This is a genomic window from Stenotrophomonas sp. SORGH_AS_0321 (assembly GCF_031453215.1).
GTDB classification, from domain to species: Bacteria; Pseudomonadota; Gammaproteobacteria; order Xanthomonadales; family Xanthomonadaceae; genus Stenotrophomonas; species Stenotrophomonas chelatiphaga.
On record NZ_JAVIZG010000001.1, the window covers coordinates 3442490 to 3460066 of the forward strand.

At 67.0% G+C, this 17577-nt stretch carries 16 protein-coding genes and 1 riboswitch; of the genes, 3 read left to right on the forward strand and 13 right to left on the reverse strand.

Annotation, left to right across the window (positions count from 1 at the left end):
* Position 1: 1 nt before the first annotated feature.
* From nusB to QE373_RS15565, 4 genes are all read right to left on the reverse strand, one after another.
* Positions 2-481, reverse strand: a complete 480-nt coding sequence (gene nusB / locus QE373_RS15550) for a transcription antitermination factor NusB (RefSeq protein WP_057507793.1) — start codon at positions 479-481, stop codon at positions 2-4.
* Positions 478-945, reverse strand: a complete 468-nt coding sequence (gene ribH / locus QE373_RS15555; protein WP_309688177.1) for a 6,7-dimethyl-8-ribityllumazine synthase — start codon at positions 943-945, stop codon at positions 478-480. Before ribH ends, nusB begins: the two co-directional genes overlap by 4 nt.
* A gap of 90 nt (positions 946-1035) precedes the next feature.
* The gene (ribB, locus tag QE373_RS15560) at positions 1036-2136 is read right to left on the reverse strand and encodes a 3,4-dihydroxy-2-butanone-4-phosphate synthase (RefSeq protein ID WP_042613629.1); all 1101 of its coding nucleotides are present in this window, start codon (positions 2134-2136) and stop codon (positions 1036-1038) included.
* A complete protein-coding gene (locus tag QE373_RS15565) occupies positions 2133-2735 on the reverse strand; it encodes a riboflavin synthase (RefSeq protein ID WP_309688179.1) in 603 nt (200 codons plus the stop codon). Before QE373_RS15565 ends, ribB begins: the two co-directional genes overlap by 4 nt.
* 75 nt (positions 2736-2810) lie before the next feature.
* Positions 2811-2964: riboswitch (FMN riboswitch) on the reverse strand.
* A gap of 159 nt (positions 2965-3123) precedes the next feature.
* On the opposite strand from QE373_RS15565, the gene QE373_RS15570 reads away from it, so the two are divergent.
* Positions 3124-3747, forward strand: coding sequence for a hypothetical protein (locus QE373_RS15570; protein ID WP_057507789.1), 624 nt, complete (start codon positions 3124-3126; stop codon positions 3745-3747).
* A 51-nt stretch (positions 3748-3798) separates the two neighbouring features.
* Here QE373_RS15570 and ribD read toward each other — a convergent pair whose 3' ends face one another.
* The 5 genes from ribD to QE373_RS15595 all read right to left on the reverse strand — a co-directional run bounded on the left by ribD (position 3799) and on the right by QE373_RS15595 (position 8357).
* Positions 3799-4908: a bifunctional diaminohydroxyphosphoribosylaminopyrimidine deaminase/5-amino-6-(5-phosphoribosylamino)uracil reductase RibD gene (ribD, locus tag QE373_RS15575; RefSeq protein ID WP_309688183.1), complete on the reverse strand. Its 1110-nt coding sequence runs from the start codon at positions 4906-4908 to the stop codon at positions 3799-3801.
* A 36-nt stretch (positions 4909-4944) separates the two neighbouring features.
* A complete protein-coding gene (gene nrdR / locus QE373_RS15580) occupies positions 4945-5466 on the reverse strand; it encodes a transcriptional regulator NrdR (RefSeq protein WP_042613625.1) in 522 nt (173 codons plus the stop codon).
* A 152-nt stretch (positions 5467-5618) separates the two neighbouring features.
* The gene (gene glyA, locus QE373_RS15585; protein ID WP_057507786.1) at positions 5619-6872 is read right to left on the reverse strand and encodes a serine hydroxymethyltransferase; all 1254 of its coding nucleotides are present in this window, start codon (positions 6870-6872) and stop codon (positions 5619-5621) included.
* Positions 6873-7020: 148 nt separating this feature from the next.
* A complete protein-coding gene (locus QE373_RS15590) occupies positions 7021-7524 on the reverse strand; it encodes an RcnB family protein (RefSeq protein WP_123698640.1) in 504 nt (167 codons plus the stop codon).
* Positions 7525-7643: 119 nt separating this feature from the next.
* Positions 7644-8357 (reverse strand): hypothetical protein, encoded by a 714-nt coding sequence (locus QE373_RS15595; protein ID WP_309688191.1) that lies wholly within the window; start codon positions 8355-8357, stop codon positions 7644-7646.
* A gap of 240 nt (positions 8358-8597) precedes the next feature.
* Here QE373_RS15595 and ettA point away from each other — a divergent pair, with 240 nt between their 5' ends.
* Entirely contained in the window at positions 8598-10262 is a 1665-nt protein-coding gene (gene ettA / locus QE373_RS15600; RefSeq protein WP_309688194.1) for an energy-dependent translational throttle protein EttA, read from the forward strand.
* A 90-nt stretch (positions 10263-10352) separates the two neighbouring features.
* The gene (locus QE373_RS15605; protein WP_309688196.1) at positions 10353-11669 is read left to right on the forward strand and encodes an NCS2 family permease; all 1317 of its coding nucleotides are present in this window, start codon (positions 10353-10355) and stop codon (positions 11667-11669) included.
* Positions 11670-11797: 128 nt separating this feature from the next.
* On the opposite strand, the gene pncB is transcribed toward QE373_RS15605, so the two are convergent.
* The 4 genes from pncB to gspD form a co-directional block, all read right to left on the reverse strand.
* Complete coding sequence (gene pncB / locus QE373_RS15610; RefSeq protein WP_309688198.1) at positions 11798-12976, reverse strand: nicotinate phosphoribosyltransferase; 1179 nt, start codon at positions 12974-12976, stop codon at positions 11798-11800.
* Positions 12977-13581: 605 nt separating this feature from the next.
* On the reverse strand, positions 13582-14418 hold the full coding sequence (locus tag QE373_RS15615; protein WP_309688199.1) for a glycosyltransferase family 2 protein: 837 nt from the start codon (positions 14416-14418) through the stop codon (positions 13582-13584).
* Entirely contained in the window at positions 14415-15272 is an 858-nt protein-coding gene (locus QE373_RS15620; RefSeq protein WP_309689861.1) for a glycosyltransferase, read from the reverse strand. The genes QE373_RS15615 and QE373_RS15620 overlap by 4 nt, the downstream gene beginning before the upstream one ends.
* A gap of 99 nt (positions 15273-15371) precedes the next feature.
* Positions 15372-17576 carry a type II secretion system secretin GspD gene (gene gspD, locus QE373_RS15625; RefSeq protein WP_309688201.1) on the reverse strand — a complete coding sequence of 735 codons (2205 nt, stop codon included), beginning with the start codon at positions 17574-17576 and terminating at the stop codon, positions 15372-15374.
* Position 17577: the final 1 nt, after the last annotated feature.

The window sequence follows — 17577 nt, forward strand, 5'->3', positions numbered from 1 at the left end:
CTCAGTTTCCGCTTTCGGTCTTGCGCCATTCCACCGCGGCACGATCCAGCACGCCGTTGACATAGGTGTGGCCGTGTTCGGACCCGAAACGCTTGGCCGATTCGATGGCCTCGTTGATCACCACCCGGTAAGGGACGTCCGCGCGGAAACGCAGTTCGAAGGCCGACAGCCGCAGCACCGCCCGTTCGATCGCATCGACTTCTTCGATGGTGCGGTCCAGGTACGGCGCCAGCGCCTGGTCGATATCACGACGGTTGTCGAGCACGCCATGCACCAGTGCTTCGAAGTACGCCAGGTCGGCGACTTCGCGTGCCTGTTCGTGGGCGAACTGGGCGACCAGCGATTGACCATTGCCGCCGGAAATCTGCCAGGCGTAGATGGCCTGCACGGCACGGCGGCGCGCGCGCGAACGCAGTACGGGATCGACGCCATCGCGGCGCACGGGTCTGCCGGACGGCCTGCCCTGGGAATTGTTGTTCATGGCAGCTGCTCCAGAAGATTGATCATTTCCAAGGCGGCCAAGGCCGCCTCTTCACCCTTGTTGCCGTGGCTGCCGCCGGCGCGGGCTTCGGCGTCCTCGGCACGTTCCACCGCCAGTACGCCGTTCAGCACCGGCACGCCGAAGTCCAGCTGCACGCGCATCAGGCCCTCGGCGCAGCGGTCGGCCACGTGCTCGTAATGGCGGGTATCGCCGCGGATCACGCAGCCCAGCGTAATGATGGCGGCGTGCTGGTGGGCAGCGGCCAGGCGCGCGGCGACCAGTGGGATTTCCCAGGCGCCGGGCACCCGGATGACATCCACGGCGTCTTCGCTGATGCCATTGCCGGCCAGGCTCTGCCTGGCGCCGGTGACCAGTGCGTCGGTGATGCGGGCGTTCCAGCGGCTGGCCACGATGGCCAGGCGCGCCGATCCGGGAGAGCGAAGATCGCCTTCGAAATGGCTCATGTGCGGGTTTGGGGTACGTAAGAGGGGGCAAGTTTACCGCGCGCGGGCGGTGCGCGGGCCCTCGGCGGGCCCGCCTGCACGATGCGGGACTCAGCAGCCCAGCGTTTCAACCACTTCCAGGCCATAGCCGGCCAGGCCGACCTGGCGACGCGGAGTGCCCAGCACGCGCAGCTTGCCCAGCCCGAGGTCGGACAGGATCTGCGCGCCGGCTCCGTTGCGGCGCCACTGGCTTACATCCTTGTCCTTGCCGGGGGCGATCGGCTGCGGCTGCTGGCGCAGCCGCGCCAGCAGGGCCTCGCCGTCGCGCGGGGCCGACAGCACCACCATCACGCCGCTGTCTGCCGCAGCGATCGCGCGCAGCGCATCGGTGGCGGCCACGCCGAAATCATCACGGCGCCAGTGCAGCAGGTCGGCCAGCGGGTTTTCCACCTGCACCCGCACCAGGGTGGGGGTATCGGCATCCGGGGTGCCACGGACCAGTGCGAAATGCAGGTCATGCGCGATGCGGTCGCGGTAGGTGACCAGGGTGAACGCACCGAACTCGGTGTCGATTTCCCGCTCATCGACGCGCTCGACGGTCTTTTCGGTGGCCAGCCGGTAGGCGATCAGGTCGGCGATGGAGCCCATTTTCAGGCCATGTTCGCGGGCGAACACTTCCAGCTCCGGCCGCCGCGCCATGCTGCCATCGGGGTTCAGGATTTCGACCAGCACGCCGGCCGGTTCCAGCCCGGCCAGCATCGCCAGGTCCACACCCGCTTCGGTGTGGCCGGCGCGGGTCAGCACGCCGCCCGGCTGGGCGATCAACGGGAAGATGTGGCCCGGCTGGTGCAGGTCGCTGGCCTTGGCCGTGGGCTTCACCGCAGTGCGGATGGTGTGCGCACGGTCGTACGCGGAAATGCCGGTGGTCACGCCCTCGGCGGCTTCGATGCTGACCGTGAAGTTGGTCTGGAACTGCGCCGTATTGGCCTGCACCATCGGCGCCAGGCCGAGGTCGGCGGCCCGTTCGCGGGTCAGCGGCAGGCACACCAGTCCACGTCCATGGGTGACCATGAAGTTGATGTCGCTGGGCTTGACCAGCTCGGCGGCCATGATCAGGTCGCCTTCGTTCTCGCGGTCTTCGTCGTCGACGATGACCACCATGCGGCCCTGGCGGATGTCTTCCAGGATCTCGGGGATGGGGGCGAAGTTCATGCGCGTGCTCCTTCGCCCAGCAGGCGTTCCACGTAGCGGGCGACCAGGTCGATTTCCAGGTTCACCGCACTGCCGACGGCCGTGCTGGAGAACGCGGTGTGCGAGACGGTGTGCGGGATCAGGGCGACCTCGAAGCCTTGCTCGTCTACTTCATTGACGGTCAGGCTGACCCCGTCGACGCAGATCGAGCCCTTCTTGGCGATGTAGCGGCGCAGGCTGGCCGGGGCAGCGAAGCGCCAGCGCTGCGCGCGTGCGTCGTCGTGGATGGACAGGACCTGTCCCAACCCATCCACATGCCCGCTGACCAGGTGACCGCCGAGGCGATCGGTCGGGCGCATGGCGCGCTCCAGATTGATCACCGCACCGTCGGCAAGCTGGCCCAGGGTGGTCAGCCCCAGCGTTTCGGTCGACGCATCGGCCTGGAAGGTCTGCGCGTCGAACGCGATCACGGTCAGGCATACGCCATTGATGGCGATGCTTTCGCCCAGCTGGACGTTGTCGAACGGCAGGCTGCCGACGTGGAAGGTGAAGCGGACATCGCCGCCGATGGTTTCGCGAGCGGCTAGGTGGCCGAGGCCTTCAATGATTCCAGTAAACAAGTAACGTTCTCCGCGGAAGTGAGCGAAAAACGCCGCAAGGCAAACAGGCACGCACGGCACCGCAAGGTCCCGTGGCACCGTCTTCTTTCATCCGGACTATGACCGTCGGCTCCGGCATCGGACCGGATCTGCTGACCTCCTGCCGGGGTGACCCTGCCGGAGCGCTCGCGGGCTCGTGCCAGGGGCACCTACCGCCGGTGGGGAATCGCACCCCGCCCTGAAGACGTTTGTGTACCGGCGAACCGGCGGCGCCAGTGTAACAAATGGACCTGAAGGCTCGCTTTTTGTGAAAGTTTCGTTAGAATCCGCGCCGAGTGCGACAAAGATGTCGCCCCGGGCGGTCCATCCGGCCGCCTGCAATGGAACGCAACCTCATAGGAACTCACGCATGCGCAAGATGCTGCTGGCCGCTTCCCTGCTCGCCCTGTCGCCGCTGTCGGCCTTCGCCGCCGACGAGCTGAGCTACACCTACGTTGAAGCCGGCTGGACCCAGTTCAAGGTGAACGATGACTTCCTGGACGACCCCAAGGTCGACGGCGGTTACATCCGTGGTTCCTTCGCGATCGCACCGCAGGTCTATCTGTTCGGCGCCTGGTCGCAGGTGTCCAAGTCCTACGGCTTCGACGGCGGCAGCCTGAAGCTGGAACTGGACCAGCCTGAGTTCGGTATCGGTTACCACATGGGCATGAGCGACCGCGTCGACTTCACCGCCGACATCGCCTGGACCCGCCAGAACGCCGAGCTGACCCTGAAGGAGACCGGCTTCGATACGCTGCGCCAGAAGGACCACTTCAACGCGGCCCGCGGCACCCTGGGCGTGCGTGGCAAGCCCTCGGCACGCACCGAAGCCTGGCTGAAAGCCGGCTACATGGATGGCAGCGACATGGACGGCACCTGGGTCGGCAACGTCGGCGGCCAGATCAACATCACCCCGATGTGGGGCGTGGTGGGTGAAGTGCAGGTCATCGAAGACGTGACCCAGTACTCGGCCGGCGTGCGCGCCAGCTTCTGATCGATCCGATCACCGATGGACAGAAACGGACTCCGCAAGGAGTCCGTTTTTTCATGCCTGCCGGGTCGAGACGACCACTGAAGGGCGCAGCAGCAGCCGCAGGTCATCGCCGACCTGGCGCTGATCGATGAGGCGCAGGCGCCGCTGCTGGTCCATCGCGTCGATACCCAGGCCGGCGAACAGCGGCAGGCCGCGTTCGCCAAGCAACGTCGGCGCCTGGTAAAGCAGCAGTTCGTCCACCCATCCGGCCGCCAGCAACGCACCGGCCAGGGTGGCACCGGCTTCGGTGTGCACTTCATTGATGCCCCGCTCTGCGAGCAGGCAAAGCGCCGCACCCAGATCCAGCCGACCGGCCACGCTGGGCACGCTGGCGAACTGCGCATCGGCGGCATCCGGGGCACTGACTGCAGCGTCGTGCAGATACAGCGTAGGCGCCCCGCCTTCGCGCACGCGCGCGCACTCAAGCGAACGCAGCCGTGCGTCGAGCACCACGCGCAGCGGCGGCATCACCTCGATGCCGGGCAGGCGTACGGTCAGCTGCGGGTCGTCAGCCAACACCGTGTCGGCCCCGGTCAGGATCGCGCCCGCCCTCGCCCGCCAGTGCTGCACGTCTTCCCGCGCGGCCGGCCCGGTGATCCATTTGGAGCGGCCATCGGCCATCGCGGTGCGGCCGTCCAGGCTGGCGGCCAGCTTGATGCGCACCCACGGGCGGCCGCGTTCAACGCGCGACAGGAAGCCGCGGTTGAGCTCCCGTGCCTGCACGGCCATCAGTCCTTCGTCGACCTCGATCCCCGCAGCGCGCAGCAGATCGAATCCGCCGCCGTCGACCTGCGGGAACGGATCGCGCAGGGCGGCCACCACGCGGCTGACGCCGGCTTCGATCAGGGCCAATGCACAGGGTGGCGTGCGGCCGAAATGCGCACACGGTTCAAGGGTGACGTAGGCGGTGGCCCCCCGGGCCTGGTCGCCCGCTTCGCGCAGTGCGAACACTTCGGCATGCGGGCCGCCGGCACGTTGATGCCAGCCCTGCCCCACCACCTGCTCGCCGTGGGCGATCACGCACCCGACCATGGGATTGGGGCGGGTGGTATAGGCAGCACGTTCGGCCAGGCGCAGCGCACGTGCCATGTGCAGGTGGTCCAGCGCGGAGAAAGCGCTCATCGGTGCTCCTTGGACACAGGCGCGCAGCGGCGCGCGTCAGCCTTTCTTTTTCTTGGTCAGGGCGATCACATCGCCCAGCAGCTGCAATTGTTCGGTGCTGGCCGGCAGATCGCGTTCCAGCTTTTCAATCTCTTCGCGGAAGTCCGCGACATCCTCGAAGCTGCGGTAGACCGAGGCGAAGCGAACGTAGCCGACATGGTCGAGCTTGCGCAGTTCGTTCATCACGAACTCGCCAACGCGGATGGAGGGCACTTCGCGCTCTCCGCAGATGCGCAGCTGGTGGATCACCGACCGCACCGCCGCTTCGATCTTGTCTTCCGGCACGGGACGCTTCTGCAGCGCGCGGTCGAAGCCGGCGCGCACCTTGCGCGCTTCGAACGCCTCGCGGCTGCCATCGCCCTTGACGATGGTCGGCAGCTTCAGCTCGATGGTTTCCAGCGTACTGAAGCGCTCGCTGCAGGCCTCGCACTCACGCCGGCGCCGAATCGTCGCGCCGTCTTCAGAGACGCGCGAATCGATTACACGGGTGTCGGCATGTTGGCAGAACGGACAATGCATGGGGCGCCTTGAGTCTCGGAAACGTCATGCGATGGACATGGCGGCGTCGCAACGGTACCTGAGAAGGCCATGAGCAGCAAACAAACGCCGCTCATGGCAGGGGCAGGCGCGCGGCCGGGCGTTACCGCCCCGACCGCTGGGGCCGTGATCGCTCAGCCGTAGACCGGATACTTCCGGCATTGCGCGCTGACCGCATCGCGCACGCGTGCGATCACCGCTTCGTCCGCCGGTGCGTCCAGCACGTCGGCGATCCAGTTGGCCAGATCGACACAGTCCTGTTCGCCATAGCCGCGGGTGGTCACCGCCGGGGTACCCAGGCGCAGGCCGGAGGTCACGAACGGCGAACGCGGGTCGTTGGGGACCGAGTTCTTGTTGACCGTGATGTGGGCCTTGCCGAGGGCCGCTTCAGCGTCCTTGCCGGACACGTCCTTGCCGATCATGTCGACCAGCATCAGGTGGTTTTCGGTGCCGCCGGAAACGATCTTGTAGCCACGCGCAATGAGGGTCTTCGCCATGGCCTGGGCATTCTTCACCACCTGCTGCTGGTAGCGGGTGAAGTCCGGCTCCAGGGCTTCCTTGAACGCCACGGCCTTGGCCGCGATGACGTGCATCAGCGGGCCGCCCTGGATGCCCGGGAAGACGATCGACTGCAGCTTCTTGACCAGTTCTTCGCTGGCGCCCTTGGCGATGATGATGCCGCCACGCGGACCGCGCAGGGTCTTGTGGGTGGTGGAGGTCACCACGTGGGCGTGCTCCAGCGGGCTCGGGTAGACGCCGGCGGCGACCAGGCCCGCCACGTGCGCCATGTCAACGAACAGGTACGCACCGACTTTGTCGGCAATGGCGCGGAAACGCGCCCAATCGACCACCTGCGAATAGGCCGAGAAGCCGGCGACGACCATCTTCGGCTTGTGCTCGACGGCGAGGCGCTCGACTTCATCGTAGTCGATCAGGCCCTGGTCGTTCACACCGTACTGCACCGCATTGAACAGCTTGCCCGAGGCATTGACCTTGGCGCCGTGGGTCAGGTGGCCGCCGTGCGCCAGGCTCATGCCCAGGATGGTGTCACCGGCCTGCAGCAGGGCGAAGTAGACCGCCTGGTTGGCCTGCGAGCCGCTGTGCGGCTGCACGTTGGCGTAATCAGCGCCATACAGCTGCTTCAGACGATCAATCGCCAGCTGTTCGGCGATATCCACGTACTCACAACCGCCGTAATAGCGCTTGCCCGGATAGCCTTCGGCGTACTTGTTGGTCAGCTGGCTGCCCTGGGCTTCCATCACCATCGGGCTGGCGTAGTTCTCGCTCGCGATCAGCTCGACGTGGTCTTCCTGGCGCTGGGACTCATCGGCGATGGCCTTGGCCAGTTCGGGGTCGTAGCTTTCGATTCGGACGTCGCGCGGGAACATCGGTTTCTCCGGGGGCAGGCAGGAATGGAACAGCAAGGCGGTCAATTGTAGTGCCTGCGCCCGGAGAGGGGCCATCGCCGCAGAACGCCGTGAACGACGACGGCGCCCTTATCGGGCGCCGTCTGGGGCGATGCGGGGTACCCCGCTCTCAGCGGCCGTTGATCACGAAGTCGGCGAGGATCCCCGTGGCGATGGCCACCAGCAGCAGGTTGCCCCGGTCATCGCGGACCCAGTGGTGACCGCGGGGCGGACGACGCACGTGATAGCTGTTGTAATCATTCACGACATAGATCGGACCACGGTAGTAATCGCGGTAGCGGTGACCGACCTTCCAGCCATAGCCAGGGCCAGGGCCATACGCCGGGCGGTAGGCCGGCCGGTAAACCACGCGCGGCGGCGGGGCTGGACGGTAGTAACCGGGATGGCGCCGGTCATCCCGCCAGTCGCGGCGGTCATGCCGCCGGTCGTCACGCCAGTCGCGGCGCGCTTCACGGCGATGATCACGATGGTCCCGACGATCATCGCGACGGTCATCCCGCCACTCGCGACGGTCGTGACCACGATGACGGTCGTTGTCGGCAAATGCCGGAGTGACGGCGGCAAAGGCCAGTGCGGAGGCCATGGCACCGGCCAGGAATCGATTGATGCGCATGGTCTACCTCTGCAGGATGGGTGGGCGATGTCCATATTGCCCATGCGATCTGAATGGATTCCCGCTGGAAACGCTTCCTCCGTGGCCGGAAAGGCCCCTGTTCATTTTCCGGCAAGGCTTCAGCCGCCCTCGCTCGCCGTCCAGCTTCCAAGCAGGTTGACCGGCGCGCCGGTGCCTTCAACGGACACGTAGTAGACGCCGGCCTTCAGTCGGGGCAGGAGGCAACGCCGCCACGCATCGCCTTCGTCCCTGCACACCGCTACCGGGAAGCCGCCGCCAGCCGCTTCTCCCTTCACCTGCAGGGTGACGGTGGCATCCCCGCCCCAGGTGCGCAGGTCCACGTCGGATGCCTTGCTCAGGCGCAGCTCCAGCGTCTGGGCGAAGGTGGCTGCGCTGCGACGACGGGGAAAGACCGGCACCACCTGCCCGGACTTGAGCTGCGGACGCGACGGCAGCAATGAAAAGTCGGCGCGCATATCGGTGGCGCCGCCCCGCAGGCTGATCCGCAGGCGGCGCCTGGAGCTGCTGGAGGGCAGCGCCACCAGCCCGCCGACGATGCGCGTGCCATCCAGCGCCACCTCCCGCAGCGGCTGGCCGTCGGCGAGCGACACCAGCAGGGTGCCGGACAGACCCGCGCCGTCCGCTGCGGCGACCAGCTCGTATGGCAGCCATTTCTCGGTCGCCGCCACTTCGACATCGAACTCCCTCACGGCGCCCGCGGCCATCTGCAGATCCAGCACCTGGAGGTTCGGCAACAGCAGGGGAGGTGCCTGCTGGGCGGCCACCGATACCGGCAGCAGGGCGCTGAGCAACAACAAACCGAGAGCTTTCATGCGGGATCTCCATGGGTTGGAGCCATCAGCCTGGACGCTGCCCCGGGCGATCACAGTCAGGTTTCAGGCCGTTGTCGAGTGTGCAGGCCCACTCGTCCGGCTCGGCGTTTTCCCAGTGCTGAACCTGCCACCGGCTGCCATGGCAGTGAAAGGGGGGATCGGCGATAATGCTGGGTCAAATATTCCGTTTTCCGCCGGCCCGGGCTTTCGGCCCGGTGGATCGACCCTCTGGGAGACTTCATGTCCTCGCAATACATCTACACCATGAACCGCGTGTCCAAGGTGGTTCCGCCCAAGCGGCAGATCATCAAGGACATCTCGCTGTCGTTCTTCCCGGGGGCGAAGATCGGCCTGCTGGGCCTGAATGGCTCGGGCAAATCCACCGTGCTGAAGATCATGGCCGGCGTGGACAACGATTTCGAGGGCGAAGCCCGCCCGCAGGCCGGCATCAAGGTGGGTTACCTGGCGCAGGAACCGGAGCTGGACCCGACCAAGACCGTACGTGAATCGGTCGAAGAAGGCGTGGGCGAAGTGCTGCAGGCACAGGCCGCGCTGGATGCGGTGTACCTGGCCTACGCCGAAGAGGGTGCCGACTTCGACAAGCTGGCCAAGGAACAGGAGCGGCTGGAGGCGATCCTCGCCGCCGGTGACGCGCACACCCTGGAAAACCAGCTGGACGTGGCCGCCGATGCGCTGCGCCTGCCGCCGTGGGACGCCATCGTGGGCACCCTGTCCGGTGGTGAAAAGCGCCGCGTGGCACTGTGCCGCCTGCTGCTGCAGAAGCCGGACATGCTGCTGCTCGATGAGCCGACCAACCATCTCGATGCCGAATCGGTGGAATGGCTGGAACAATTCCTGGCGCGCTACACCGGCACCGTGGTGGCCGTCACCCATGACCGCTACTTCCTGGACAACGCCGCCGAGTGGATCCTGGAACTGGACCGCGGTCGCGGCATTCCGTGGAAGGGCAACTACACCGACTGGCTGACCCAGAAGGACGAGCGCCTGAAGCAGGAAGACAACCAGGAAAAGTCGCGCCAGAAGGCGATCCAGAAGGAACTGGAATGGTCGCGCCAGAATGCCAAGGGCGGCCGCACCAAGGGCAAGGCCCGCCTGGCGCGCCTGGAAGAACTGCAGTCGGTCGATTACCAGAAGCGCAACGAGACCAATGAAATCTTCATCCCGCCGGGCGAACGCCTGGGCAACGCGGTGATGGAGTTCAAGAACGTCTCGAAGAAGTTCGGCGATCGCCTGCTGTTCGACAACCTGAACTTCCTGGTGCCGGGCGGCGCCATCGTCGGCATCATCGGCCCCAACGGCGCCGGCAAGTCGACCCTGTTCAAGATGATCACCGGCCAGGAAAAGCCGGATACCGGCGAAATCGTGGTCGGCCCGACCGTCAAGCTGTCCTACGTGGACCAGAGCCGCGACGCGCTGGAAGGCAACCACAACGTCTTCCAGGAAATCGCCGGCGGCCTGGACATCCTCAACATCAACGGCGTGGAGATCCAGTCGCGCGCCTATATCGGCCGCTTCAACTTCAAGGGCCAGGACCAGCAGAAGCTGGTCGGTTCGCTGTCCGGTGGCGAGCGTGGCCGCCTGCACATGGCCAAGACCCTGCTGCAGGGTGGCAACGTGCTGCTGCTCGATGAACCGTCCAACGATCTGGACATCGAAACCCTGCGTGCACTGGAAGATGCGCTGCTGGAGTTCCCGGGCAACACCTTCGTCATTTCGCATGACCGTTGGTTCCTGGATCGCATCGCCACGCACATCCTGGCCTTCGAAGGCGATTCGCACGTGGAGTTCTTCCAGGGCAACTACCGCGAGTACGAAGAAGACAAGCGCCGCCGCATGGGCGACGATGCCGCGCCCAAGCGCCTGCGCTTCAAGGCGCTGAAGTAAGGCAACCGGAAAGGCCGCGCTCGCGCGGCCTTTCTGCATTCCGGCAGGTCACGACCGTTGATCGTGACACCTGATCGTCACGAGACTCCCATGGCCCTCTTCGAACGCCTGTTCCAGCTGCAGCAGCACGGCACCACCGTGCGCACCGAACTGCTGGCCGGCCTGACCACCTTCCTGACGATGTCCTACATCGTCTTCGTCAACCCGGACATCCTGTCCACCACCGGCATGGATGCCGGCGCGGTGTTCGTGGCTACCTGCCTGGCCGCCGCGCTGGGTTCGCTGGTGATGGCCTTTGCCGCCAACTTCCCGGTCGGCATGGCGCCCGGCATGGGGCTGAATGCGTTCTTTGCCTTCACCGTGGTCGGCGCGGCCGGCCTGCCGTGGCAGCAGGCGCTGGCGGCGGTGTTCATTTCCGGGCTGGTGTTCCTGGTGCTGTCGCTGACCGGTGTGCGCGCCTGGCTGGTGGCCGGCATCCCGGCTTCGCTGCGCTCGGCGATCGTGGCCGGCATCGGGCTGTTCCTGGCGATCATCGCGCTGCAGAAATCCGGTGTGATCGTCGGTAACGAAGACACCCTGGTGGCGCTGGGGCCGCTCACTACCGCCCCGCCGCTGCTGGCCCTGGCCGGCTTCCTGCTGATCGCCGTGCTGGAGGCGCGCCGCGTGCGTGGTGCCATCCTGATCGGCATCCTGGCGGTCACCGGCGCCGGCTGGCTGCTCGGCAGCGTGCAGTACCAGGGGCTGGTGTCGCTGCCCCCGAGCCTGGCCCCCACGTTCCTGCAGCTGGACCTGCCTGGCCTGCTGCACCATGACGGTGGCGCGCCGCTGGCGGTGCTGCTGCAGGTGGTGCTGGTGTTCGTGCTGGTGGAGGTCTTCGATGCCACCGGCACGCTGTACGGCGTGGTGGGCCGGGCCGGCCTGCTGAAAGTGCCCGGCGCGCAGAAGCGCTTCGGCCGCGCACTGCTGGCCGACAGCACGGCGATCGTCGCCGGCTCGCTGCTGGGCACGAGCAGCACCACCGCCTTTGCCGAAAGCGCTTCCGGCGTGCAGGTGGGGGGGCGCACTGGACTGACCGCGCTGGTGGTCGCCGCGCTGTTCCTGGCGGCGTTGCTGTTCTCACCGCTTGCCGCGATGGTGCCCGGCTATGCAACGGCCCCGGCGCTGCTGTTCGTGGCCGGCCTGATGCTGCGTGAACTGGTGGAAGTGGAGTGGAACGACCTGACCGAGTCGGTCCCGGCGGCGTTGTGCGCGCTGGCGATGCCGTTCACCTATTCCATCGCCAATGGCCTGGCGTTCGGCTTCATCGCCTACGCAGCGCTGAAGGCCGGCACCGGGCGCTGGCGCGAGGTCCACCCGGCGGTATGGCTGGTGGCCGGATTGTTCGTGCTGCGCTTCGCGCTGGAGTGACCGCGCTGCCGCAACGCTCGCCGAGCATGGCGCGGCGCTGCCGAAGCCATGGGTGACGTCGCGCCACGCGCGCCGACTGTTGGTAGCGCCGAGCCATGCTCGGCGAGCGCAGCGGTAGGCGCGGCGGATCAGACGCCCGGCGGCAACTCGAAAACCTGGCGCAGGTAGGCCAGGTAACCGGGATCGTCGCACATGCTCTTGCCCGGTGAATCACTCAGCTTGGCCACCGGCTGTCCGTTGCAGCGGACCATCTTGATCACGATGTTCAACGGCGTCGGGCCGAGATCGTTGGTCAAGTGCGTGCCAACGCCGAAGGCCACCTGGCAGCGGCCGCGGAAGTAATCGAACAGGCGCATGACCTTTTCGATATCCAGCCCGTCACTGAACACCAGCACCTTGCTGCGGGGATCGACGCGGCGCTGCTGGAAGTGGGCCAGCATGCGGTCGCCCCAGTCGAAGGGGTCGCCGGAGTCATGCCGCACGCCGTCGAACAGCTTGCAGAAATACATGTCGAAATCGCGCAGGAACGCATCCAGGCCGACCACGTCGGACAGCGCGATGCCGAGGTCGCCGCGGTATTCGCGTGCCCACGATTCCAGTGCGGCCACCTGCGAATCGCGCAGGCGCGGACCGATCGCCTGGAAGGCCTGCAGGTACTCGTGGGCCATCGTGCCGTGCGGGGTCATGCCGTACAGCCGGGCGAAATGCACGTTGCTTGTACCTACAAGCTGCGCGCCCAGCGCGTCACGCAGCAGCGGCAACAGACGTGCATGCCAATCACGCGAGTAGCGCCGGCGCGTGCCGTAGTCGGCGACCCGGCACTGCTCGAAACCGGGGGTGTCACGCAGCAGCGCCGCCTTGGCCTGCAGCCGTCGTTCGCCTTCGGCGATGTCGGCGGTGGTGGTGTTGCGGAACCAGACCTCGTTGATGATCGCCAGCAGCGGCACTTCGAACATGATCGTGTGCAGCCACGGCCCGGTGATGTCCAGCTCGATCTCGCCGGGCACGCTGTCCGAGGCACGCAGGGTGATGTACTTGCGGTCCAGGTGGAACAGGCCGAGGAAGTCGGCGAAGTCGGGCTTCACGAAGCGCAGGCCGCGCATGTAATCCAGTTCTTCGCTGTTGAAGCGCAGGCTGCACAGGTGGTCGATCTCCGCGTCGATCTGATCGATGAACTGCGCAAGGTCGATGCCCGGGGTACGGCACTTGAACCGGTACTGCACCGTGGCGCCGGGGTACTGGTGCAGCACCGCCTGCATCATGGTGAATTTGTACAGGTCGGTGTCGAGCAGGGATTGGATGATCATGCCGCCATTATGCGCCGCGTGCGGGGGTTGTTGCCGGGCCTGCGGCCCGGCGCCCGCTTCTTCAAGCCGGAGCAACGGCGAGAGCGACGGCAACGGCAACGGCTGCAGGGCTGGCGGATTGGCGGGGCGGGGTGGGTTTGCGGGGGACGGCAAAGACTGCGTCCATGCGGGCCTCGATTCGCGCCATCCATGGCGCTCAACGCCCCCGCCAACCCACCCCGCCCCACCTTCGACGGGTCCCTGGTGGCCTTGGAATCTTCGGTAGCGCCGAAGGCAGAGGCAGGAGCCGCTGCCAACATCGCTTGCGATGGCCCGCAGGGTGCTGGTCAGGACGACCGGCATACCCATGGTCGGCGGAAGGGGGGTAAGGGGGGTCTGATGGATGCCGCCGACCATGGGTCGGCGCTACCGCTTTTTTTTCATTTTTTTACGTGGCTGGCGGCGCACGGAACCTGTCAGGGCGCCGGGTGGGTGGGTCATGCAGGACCGTCTGTTCGCATGGATGCGAACAGCGAGCCTCCATGGACGGATTCACGGCGTGTCCTGCATGACCCACCCACCCGGCGCCAAACCAGCAGCCAGAACCAGACGCCAGCCACGAGGGGCTACGCCGCTCGCAGCAGCCTCGGCACCTGCAGCAGTGCATGCGCCCAGATCGCCCCCCACACCGCCACCCGCACCGGCAGGCTGCGCTGCCGTGCCTCGAAGCGCTGGAAATACCGCCACAGCCCACGATGCTTGTGCCATTCCACGAAGAACGGCCGCGAGCGGCTGGACACCCCGCGTACGTGCAGCACCTGCAGGTCGTTGGCAATGGCCACCACGCCACCGGCGCCGCGCACGCGACGGCACAGGTCGAGGTCTTCAGCGTGCAGCCGGTAGCCGGCATCCCAGCCGCCGATGCGGTCGAACAGCGCGCGCGGCATCAGCATCACCGCACCGGAAATCGCCGGCACGTACTGCATCGCCACGTCCGGATCACGCGCAAGGGCGAGCTTCGACCCGCTGCCCGGCGAACGCAGCATCGCCAGGAAATCCGGATCACGCCGACGCACCGCATCATCCGCGCGGCCGTGCTCATCCACCTGCTCGACCCCCAGCAGGCAATCGCCCAGCGGCTGCGCACGCTCGCACAGCACCGCCAGGGTATCCGCTCCCACCATCACGTCAGGGTTGATGAAGGCCAGCCAGGGGCTGCTGGAATCGGCAACGCCCTGGTTGTTGGCCGCAGCGAAGCCGGGGTTGTCCGGGTTGGCGATGAAGCGCACGCGCGGATCATGGCTGGCATGGCGCTGCAGGATGTCCACGGTGTCGTCCACCGAGCCGTTGTCCACCACGCGGATCTCGGCGATGCCGCGCGCGTCGCGCAGGCGCTGCAGGCAGTCCTCGATGGTGCTGCTGCTCTGGTAGGTGACGACGACGGCGACGATGGCGAGGTTCAAGCGTGCGGCTCCTGCAGCGGCGATGCGACGCCGAACAGATCGCCCTGCGCCTTGGGCATTATCGCGCGCTGGTAGCGAAGCTGCAGGTCCTCACGTGCGGCACGCAGCGGATCGTGCATCAGGAAATCAGCCAGCCGTGGCGTCCACGCCGGCCAGCGACTGGCCAGCGCCTCCAGGTCACCCGGCGCATGCCGGCCCTCGTCGGCCCGTGCCACGAACGCGGTCTCGCACAGTACGTTGCGCCAGCCGAGGCCGGCCATGCGCAGGCCCAGGTCGATCAGCGCCGCGCTCCAGCCGCCATAGCTGTCGGCGTCCAGGCCACCGGCACGTTGCCGGGCGGTGCCCCGCACCAGCACCGCGTGGGTCACCGCCGAAGGCAGTTCCGGATGTTCCGGCGGCATGCCGGCGCAGGCCTGCGAGAGCGCAGCAGGTGCCTCCGGCACTGGATTGACCTCGCCCATCCGCGGCCATGCAATGGTCTCCCCCGCATTGCACCACGGCGTGGCCGTGGCGATCGAGGCATCGCGTGCGAAGCAGGCCTGAAGCTGATCCAGCCAGCCCACTCCGGGCACGCTGTCCGGCGCCAGCACCGCAACATCCAGGCCCGCGCAGGCGCGCAGCATTTCATCCAGATGGGCGACTTCGCCCAAGGGCCGCGCGCGGCGTGTGTACTCGGCCTGCAGCGGCGTGTGCGCCAGCCAGTGCTGCACCACCGCCTGCGCGCGCGGGCCGGCCTGGGCATCATCGGCCAGCCACACCGCCGTGCCGGCTGCGGTGCCGGCATCCAGTGCCGCCAGGCAACGGTCCAGCGACGAATCATCCACGCCCAACGGCAACAACACGATCGCCCCCATCCCGCCTCCGCTGGTGGATGCACGGCGGGCGGGTGCCACGGCCGTGTGCCGCCAGCGTAGCAAGCAGGGCGGCCGCAATGCGACTGCCCTCGTCGCCGATTACTTCTGGCGCGGGGTGTTGATCGGTTCCATCGCGCGGAAGCGCCGGCTGTATTCGTCGGTCAGGTTGCGCGATTCCTGGCCGTTGCGCACGATCGTCGGGGTCAGCAGCACGATCACTTCCGAACGTCCGCTGTTGCGGCCCTTGGTACCGAACAATGCACCGATCACCGGAATGCGGCTCAGGCCCGGGATACCGTTGCTGCTGTCGGTGCCGGAGTCGGTGGTCAGCCCGGCCAGCATGATCGTGTCGCCGCTCTGCACCGCCGCTTCGGTGGCCAGCTTGCGCGTGGTGATGCGCGGGTTGCAGCCGCCGCTGGCCTGGTTGCAGTTGCTGGCGACCTGCTCGGCGTTGCTCACCTCCTGCACGATATCCATGAAAACGGTGCCATCGCGGGTCACGCGTGGCCGCACCTTCAAGATCACGCCGGTATCGATGTACTGGACCTGGCCGTAGGTGCCACCGCCCACGCCGCTGTTGAACGAGGTGCTGGTGATCGGCACGCGCTCACCCACGTTGAGGGTCGCTTCGGCATTGTTGCGCACGAAGATGGAGGGCGTCTGCAGCAGCCGGACATCGGATACTTTGTCCAGTGCGGTCACCACGGCGGCGGCATTGTTGCGCGCGATGGTCCATGACGCGCCGTTGCCTGTCACCACGCCGAACAGGGATTGCCATCCACCTGAAGGGCGCAGGTTGGCGTCCAGACCCAGTCCGGGTCCGATCAGGCTGGCAGCGGACGCGTCGTCGCTTCCGCGCGTCAGCGAGTTTTCGAAGAACCAGTTCACGCCATAGCTCAAGTCACCGGTCAGCCTGACCTCGGCGACCTGGGCTTCGATGTGCACCTGCATCGGCATCACGTCCAGCTTTTCCACTACCTCGCGGATGGAATGCCAGGCCTGCGGCGTGGACCGTACCAGCAGGGTGTTGGTTTCCTCCACGGCGGACACGCCGACGGTGTCACCGCCGACCTCCAGGGTGACGCTGGCATTGCCTGACTGGCGCTGCGGCAGGTTCATCGAAGGTCCGCCCTGGCCACCGCCGCTGCCGGAGCTGCCCAGCGCACTGCTGTCCAGGCCGGCGTCCTGCGCGCGGCTTTCGCCACCGTCGATCCGCGAGCTGGCGGCACCCGGTGCCAGTGACGCGCCGCTGTCGCCGCCACGGCCACCGCCGCTGCTGCCGAAGGCTTCGGCCAGCCGCTCGGCCAGATCGCGCGCCTTGACGTAACGCAGTTCGTAGGAGAACAGCCGCGGCGCACCGCCGGCGGTGTCGATACGGTCCAACCACTGCTGGATCTGGTCCAGGTAACGCACCTGCGGGGTGATCACCAGCACCGCATTGGCGTTCTCCAGCGGCAGGAAGCGCAGCATGCCGGCACTGGGCGTTTCACTGTCCTTGCCGAAGATCTTTTCCAGGTCGGCGGCGACCTGTTCGGCCTTGCCCGAGCTGATCGGGAACACGCCGACGGACATGCCCGACAGCCAGTCGACATCGAAGATCTGCACAGTGCGCAGGTAGTTTTCCAGTTCCGCGCGGGTGCCGCCGAGGGTGATCACATTGCGCCCGCTGTCGACGTTGACGATGGCGTTGGGTCGCGCATACGGCTCCAGCACCTTCTTCATCTCCGTGGCGGAGATGTACTGCAGCGGCACCACGCGGACTTCGAACCCGCGCGCGTTGGCGGCCGGGGCAGTGCTCGGCGCCACCGTGCCGGCCAGGGCCTGGTCGGCGGCGACGATGTTGTAGCGACCGCCGCTGTAGACCATGCGGGCGTTGTTCCAGCCCAGCACCATCTCCAGCAGGTTCAGTGCCTGCGCACCGGACACCGGCTTGGGCGTGGCCAGGGTGACCGTGCCCTGCACGCCCGGCGCGATGACGTAGTTCTGCCCCAGCAGGTCGCCCAGGATCGCCTTGACCACCGCGTGCAGCGACTCGCCTTCGAAGTTGAACGTGGCATCGCCGCTGCTCGCCTGCGCCAGCGCGGGCGACGGGGCGGATGCGGCACTGCGGTTGATCATGGTGCCGGTGCCGCGCCGGATCACCGCCTTCGGCGCGCCGTCCTCGGCGGCCAGTGCAGGATCGTTGGCGGGCACGCTGGTGCCGCTGTCAAAGCGCGCCGTGCGGCGCACGTCCGGGGTCGGCACCGTGGTGCACCCGGCCAGCAGGGCGAGGGCGAACGAGCAGGAAAGGTAACGCAGGTTCATG

Coding starts and splice junctions, on each gene's coding strand:
- nusB (WP_057507793.1), bottom strand. CDS start 481: ATGAACAACAATTCCCAGGGCAGGCCGTCCGGCAGACCCGTGCGCCGC.
- ribH (WP_309688177.1), bottom strand. CDS start 945: ATGAGCCATTTCGAAGGCGATCTTCGCTCTCCCGGATCGGCGCGCCTG.
- ribB (WP_042613629.1), bottom strand. CDS start 2,136: ATGAACTTCGCCCCCATCCCCGAGATCCTGGAAGACATCCGCCAGGGC.
- QE373_RS15570 (WP_057507789.1), top strand. CDS start 3,124: ATGCGCAAGATGCTGCTGGCCGCTTCCCTGCTCGCCCTGTCGCCGCTG.
- ribD (WP_309688183.1), bottom strand. CDS start 4,908: ATGAGCGCTTTCTCCGCGCTGGACCACCTGCACATGGCACGTGCGCTG.
- nrdR (WP_042613625.1), bottom strand. CDS start 5,466: ATGCATTGTCCGTTCTGCCAACATGCCGACACCCGTGTAATCGATTCG.
- glyA (WP_057507786.1), bottom strand. CDS start 6,872: ATGTTCCCGCGCGACGTCCGAATCGAAAGCTACGACCCCGAACTGGCC.
- QE373_RS15590 (WP_123698640.1), bottom strand. CDS start 7,524: ATGCGCATCAATCGATTCCTGGCCGGTGCCATGGCCTCCGCACTGGCC.
- QE373_RS15595 (WP_309688191.1), bottom strand. CDS start 8,357: ATGAAAGCTCTCGGTTTGTTGTTGCTCAGCGCCCTGCTGCCGGTATCG.
- ettA (WP_309688194.1), top strand. CDS start 8,598: ATGTCCTCGCAATACATCTACACCATGAACCGCGTGTCCAAGGTGGTT.
- QE373_RS15605 (WP_309688196.1), top strand. CDS start 10,353: ATGGCCCTCTTCGAACGCCTGTTCCAGCTGCAGCAGCACGGCACCACC.
- pncB (WP_309688198.1), bottom strand. CDS start 12,976: ATGATCATCCAATCCCTGCTCGACACCGACCTGTACAAATTCACCATG.
- QE373_RS15620 (WP_309689861.1), bottom strand. CDS start 15,272: ATGGGGGCGATCGTGTTGTTGCCGTTGGGCGTGGATGATTCGTCGCTG.
- gspD (WP_309688201.1), bottom strand. CDS start 17,576: ATGAACCTGCGTTACCTTTCCTGCTCGTTCGCCCTCGCCCTGCTGGCC.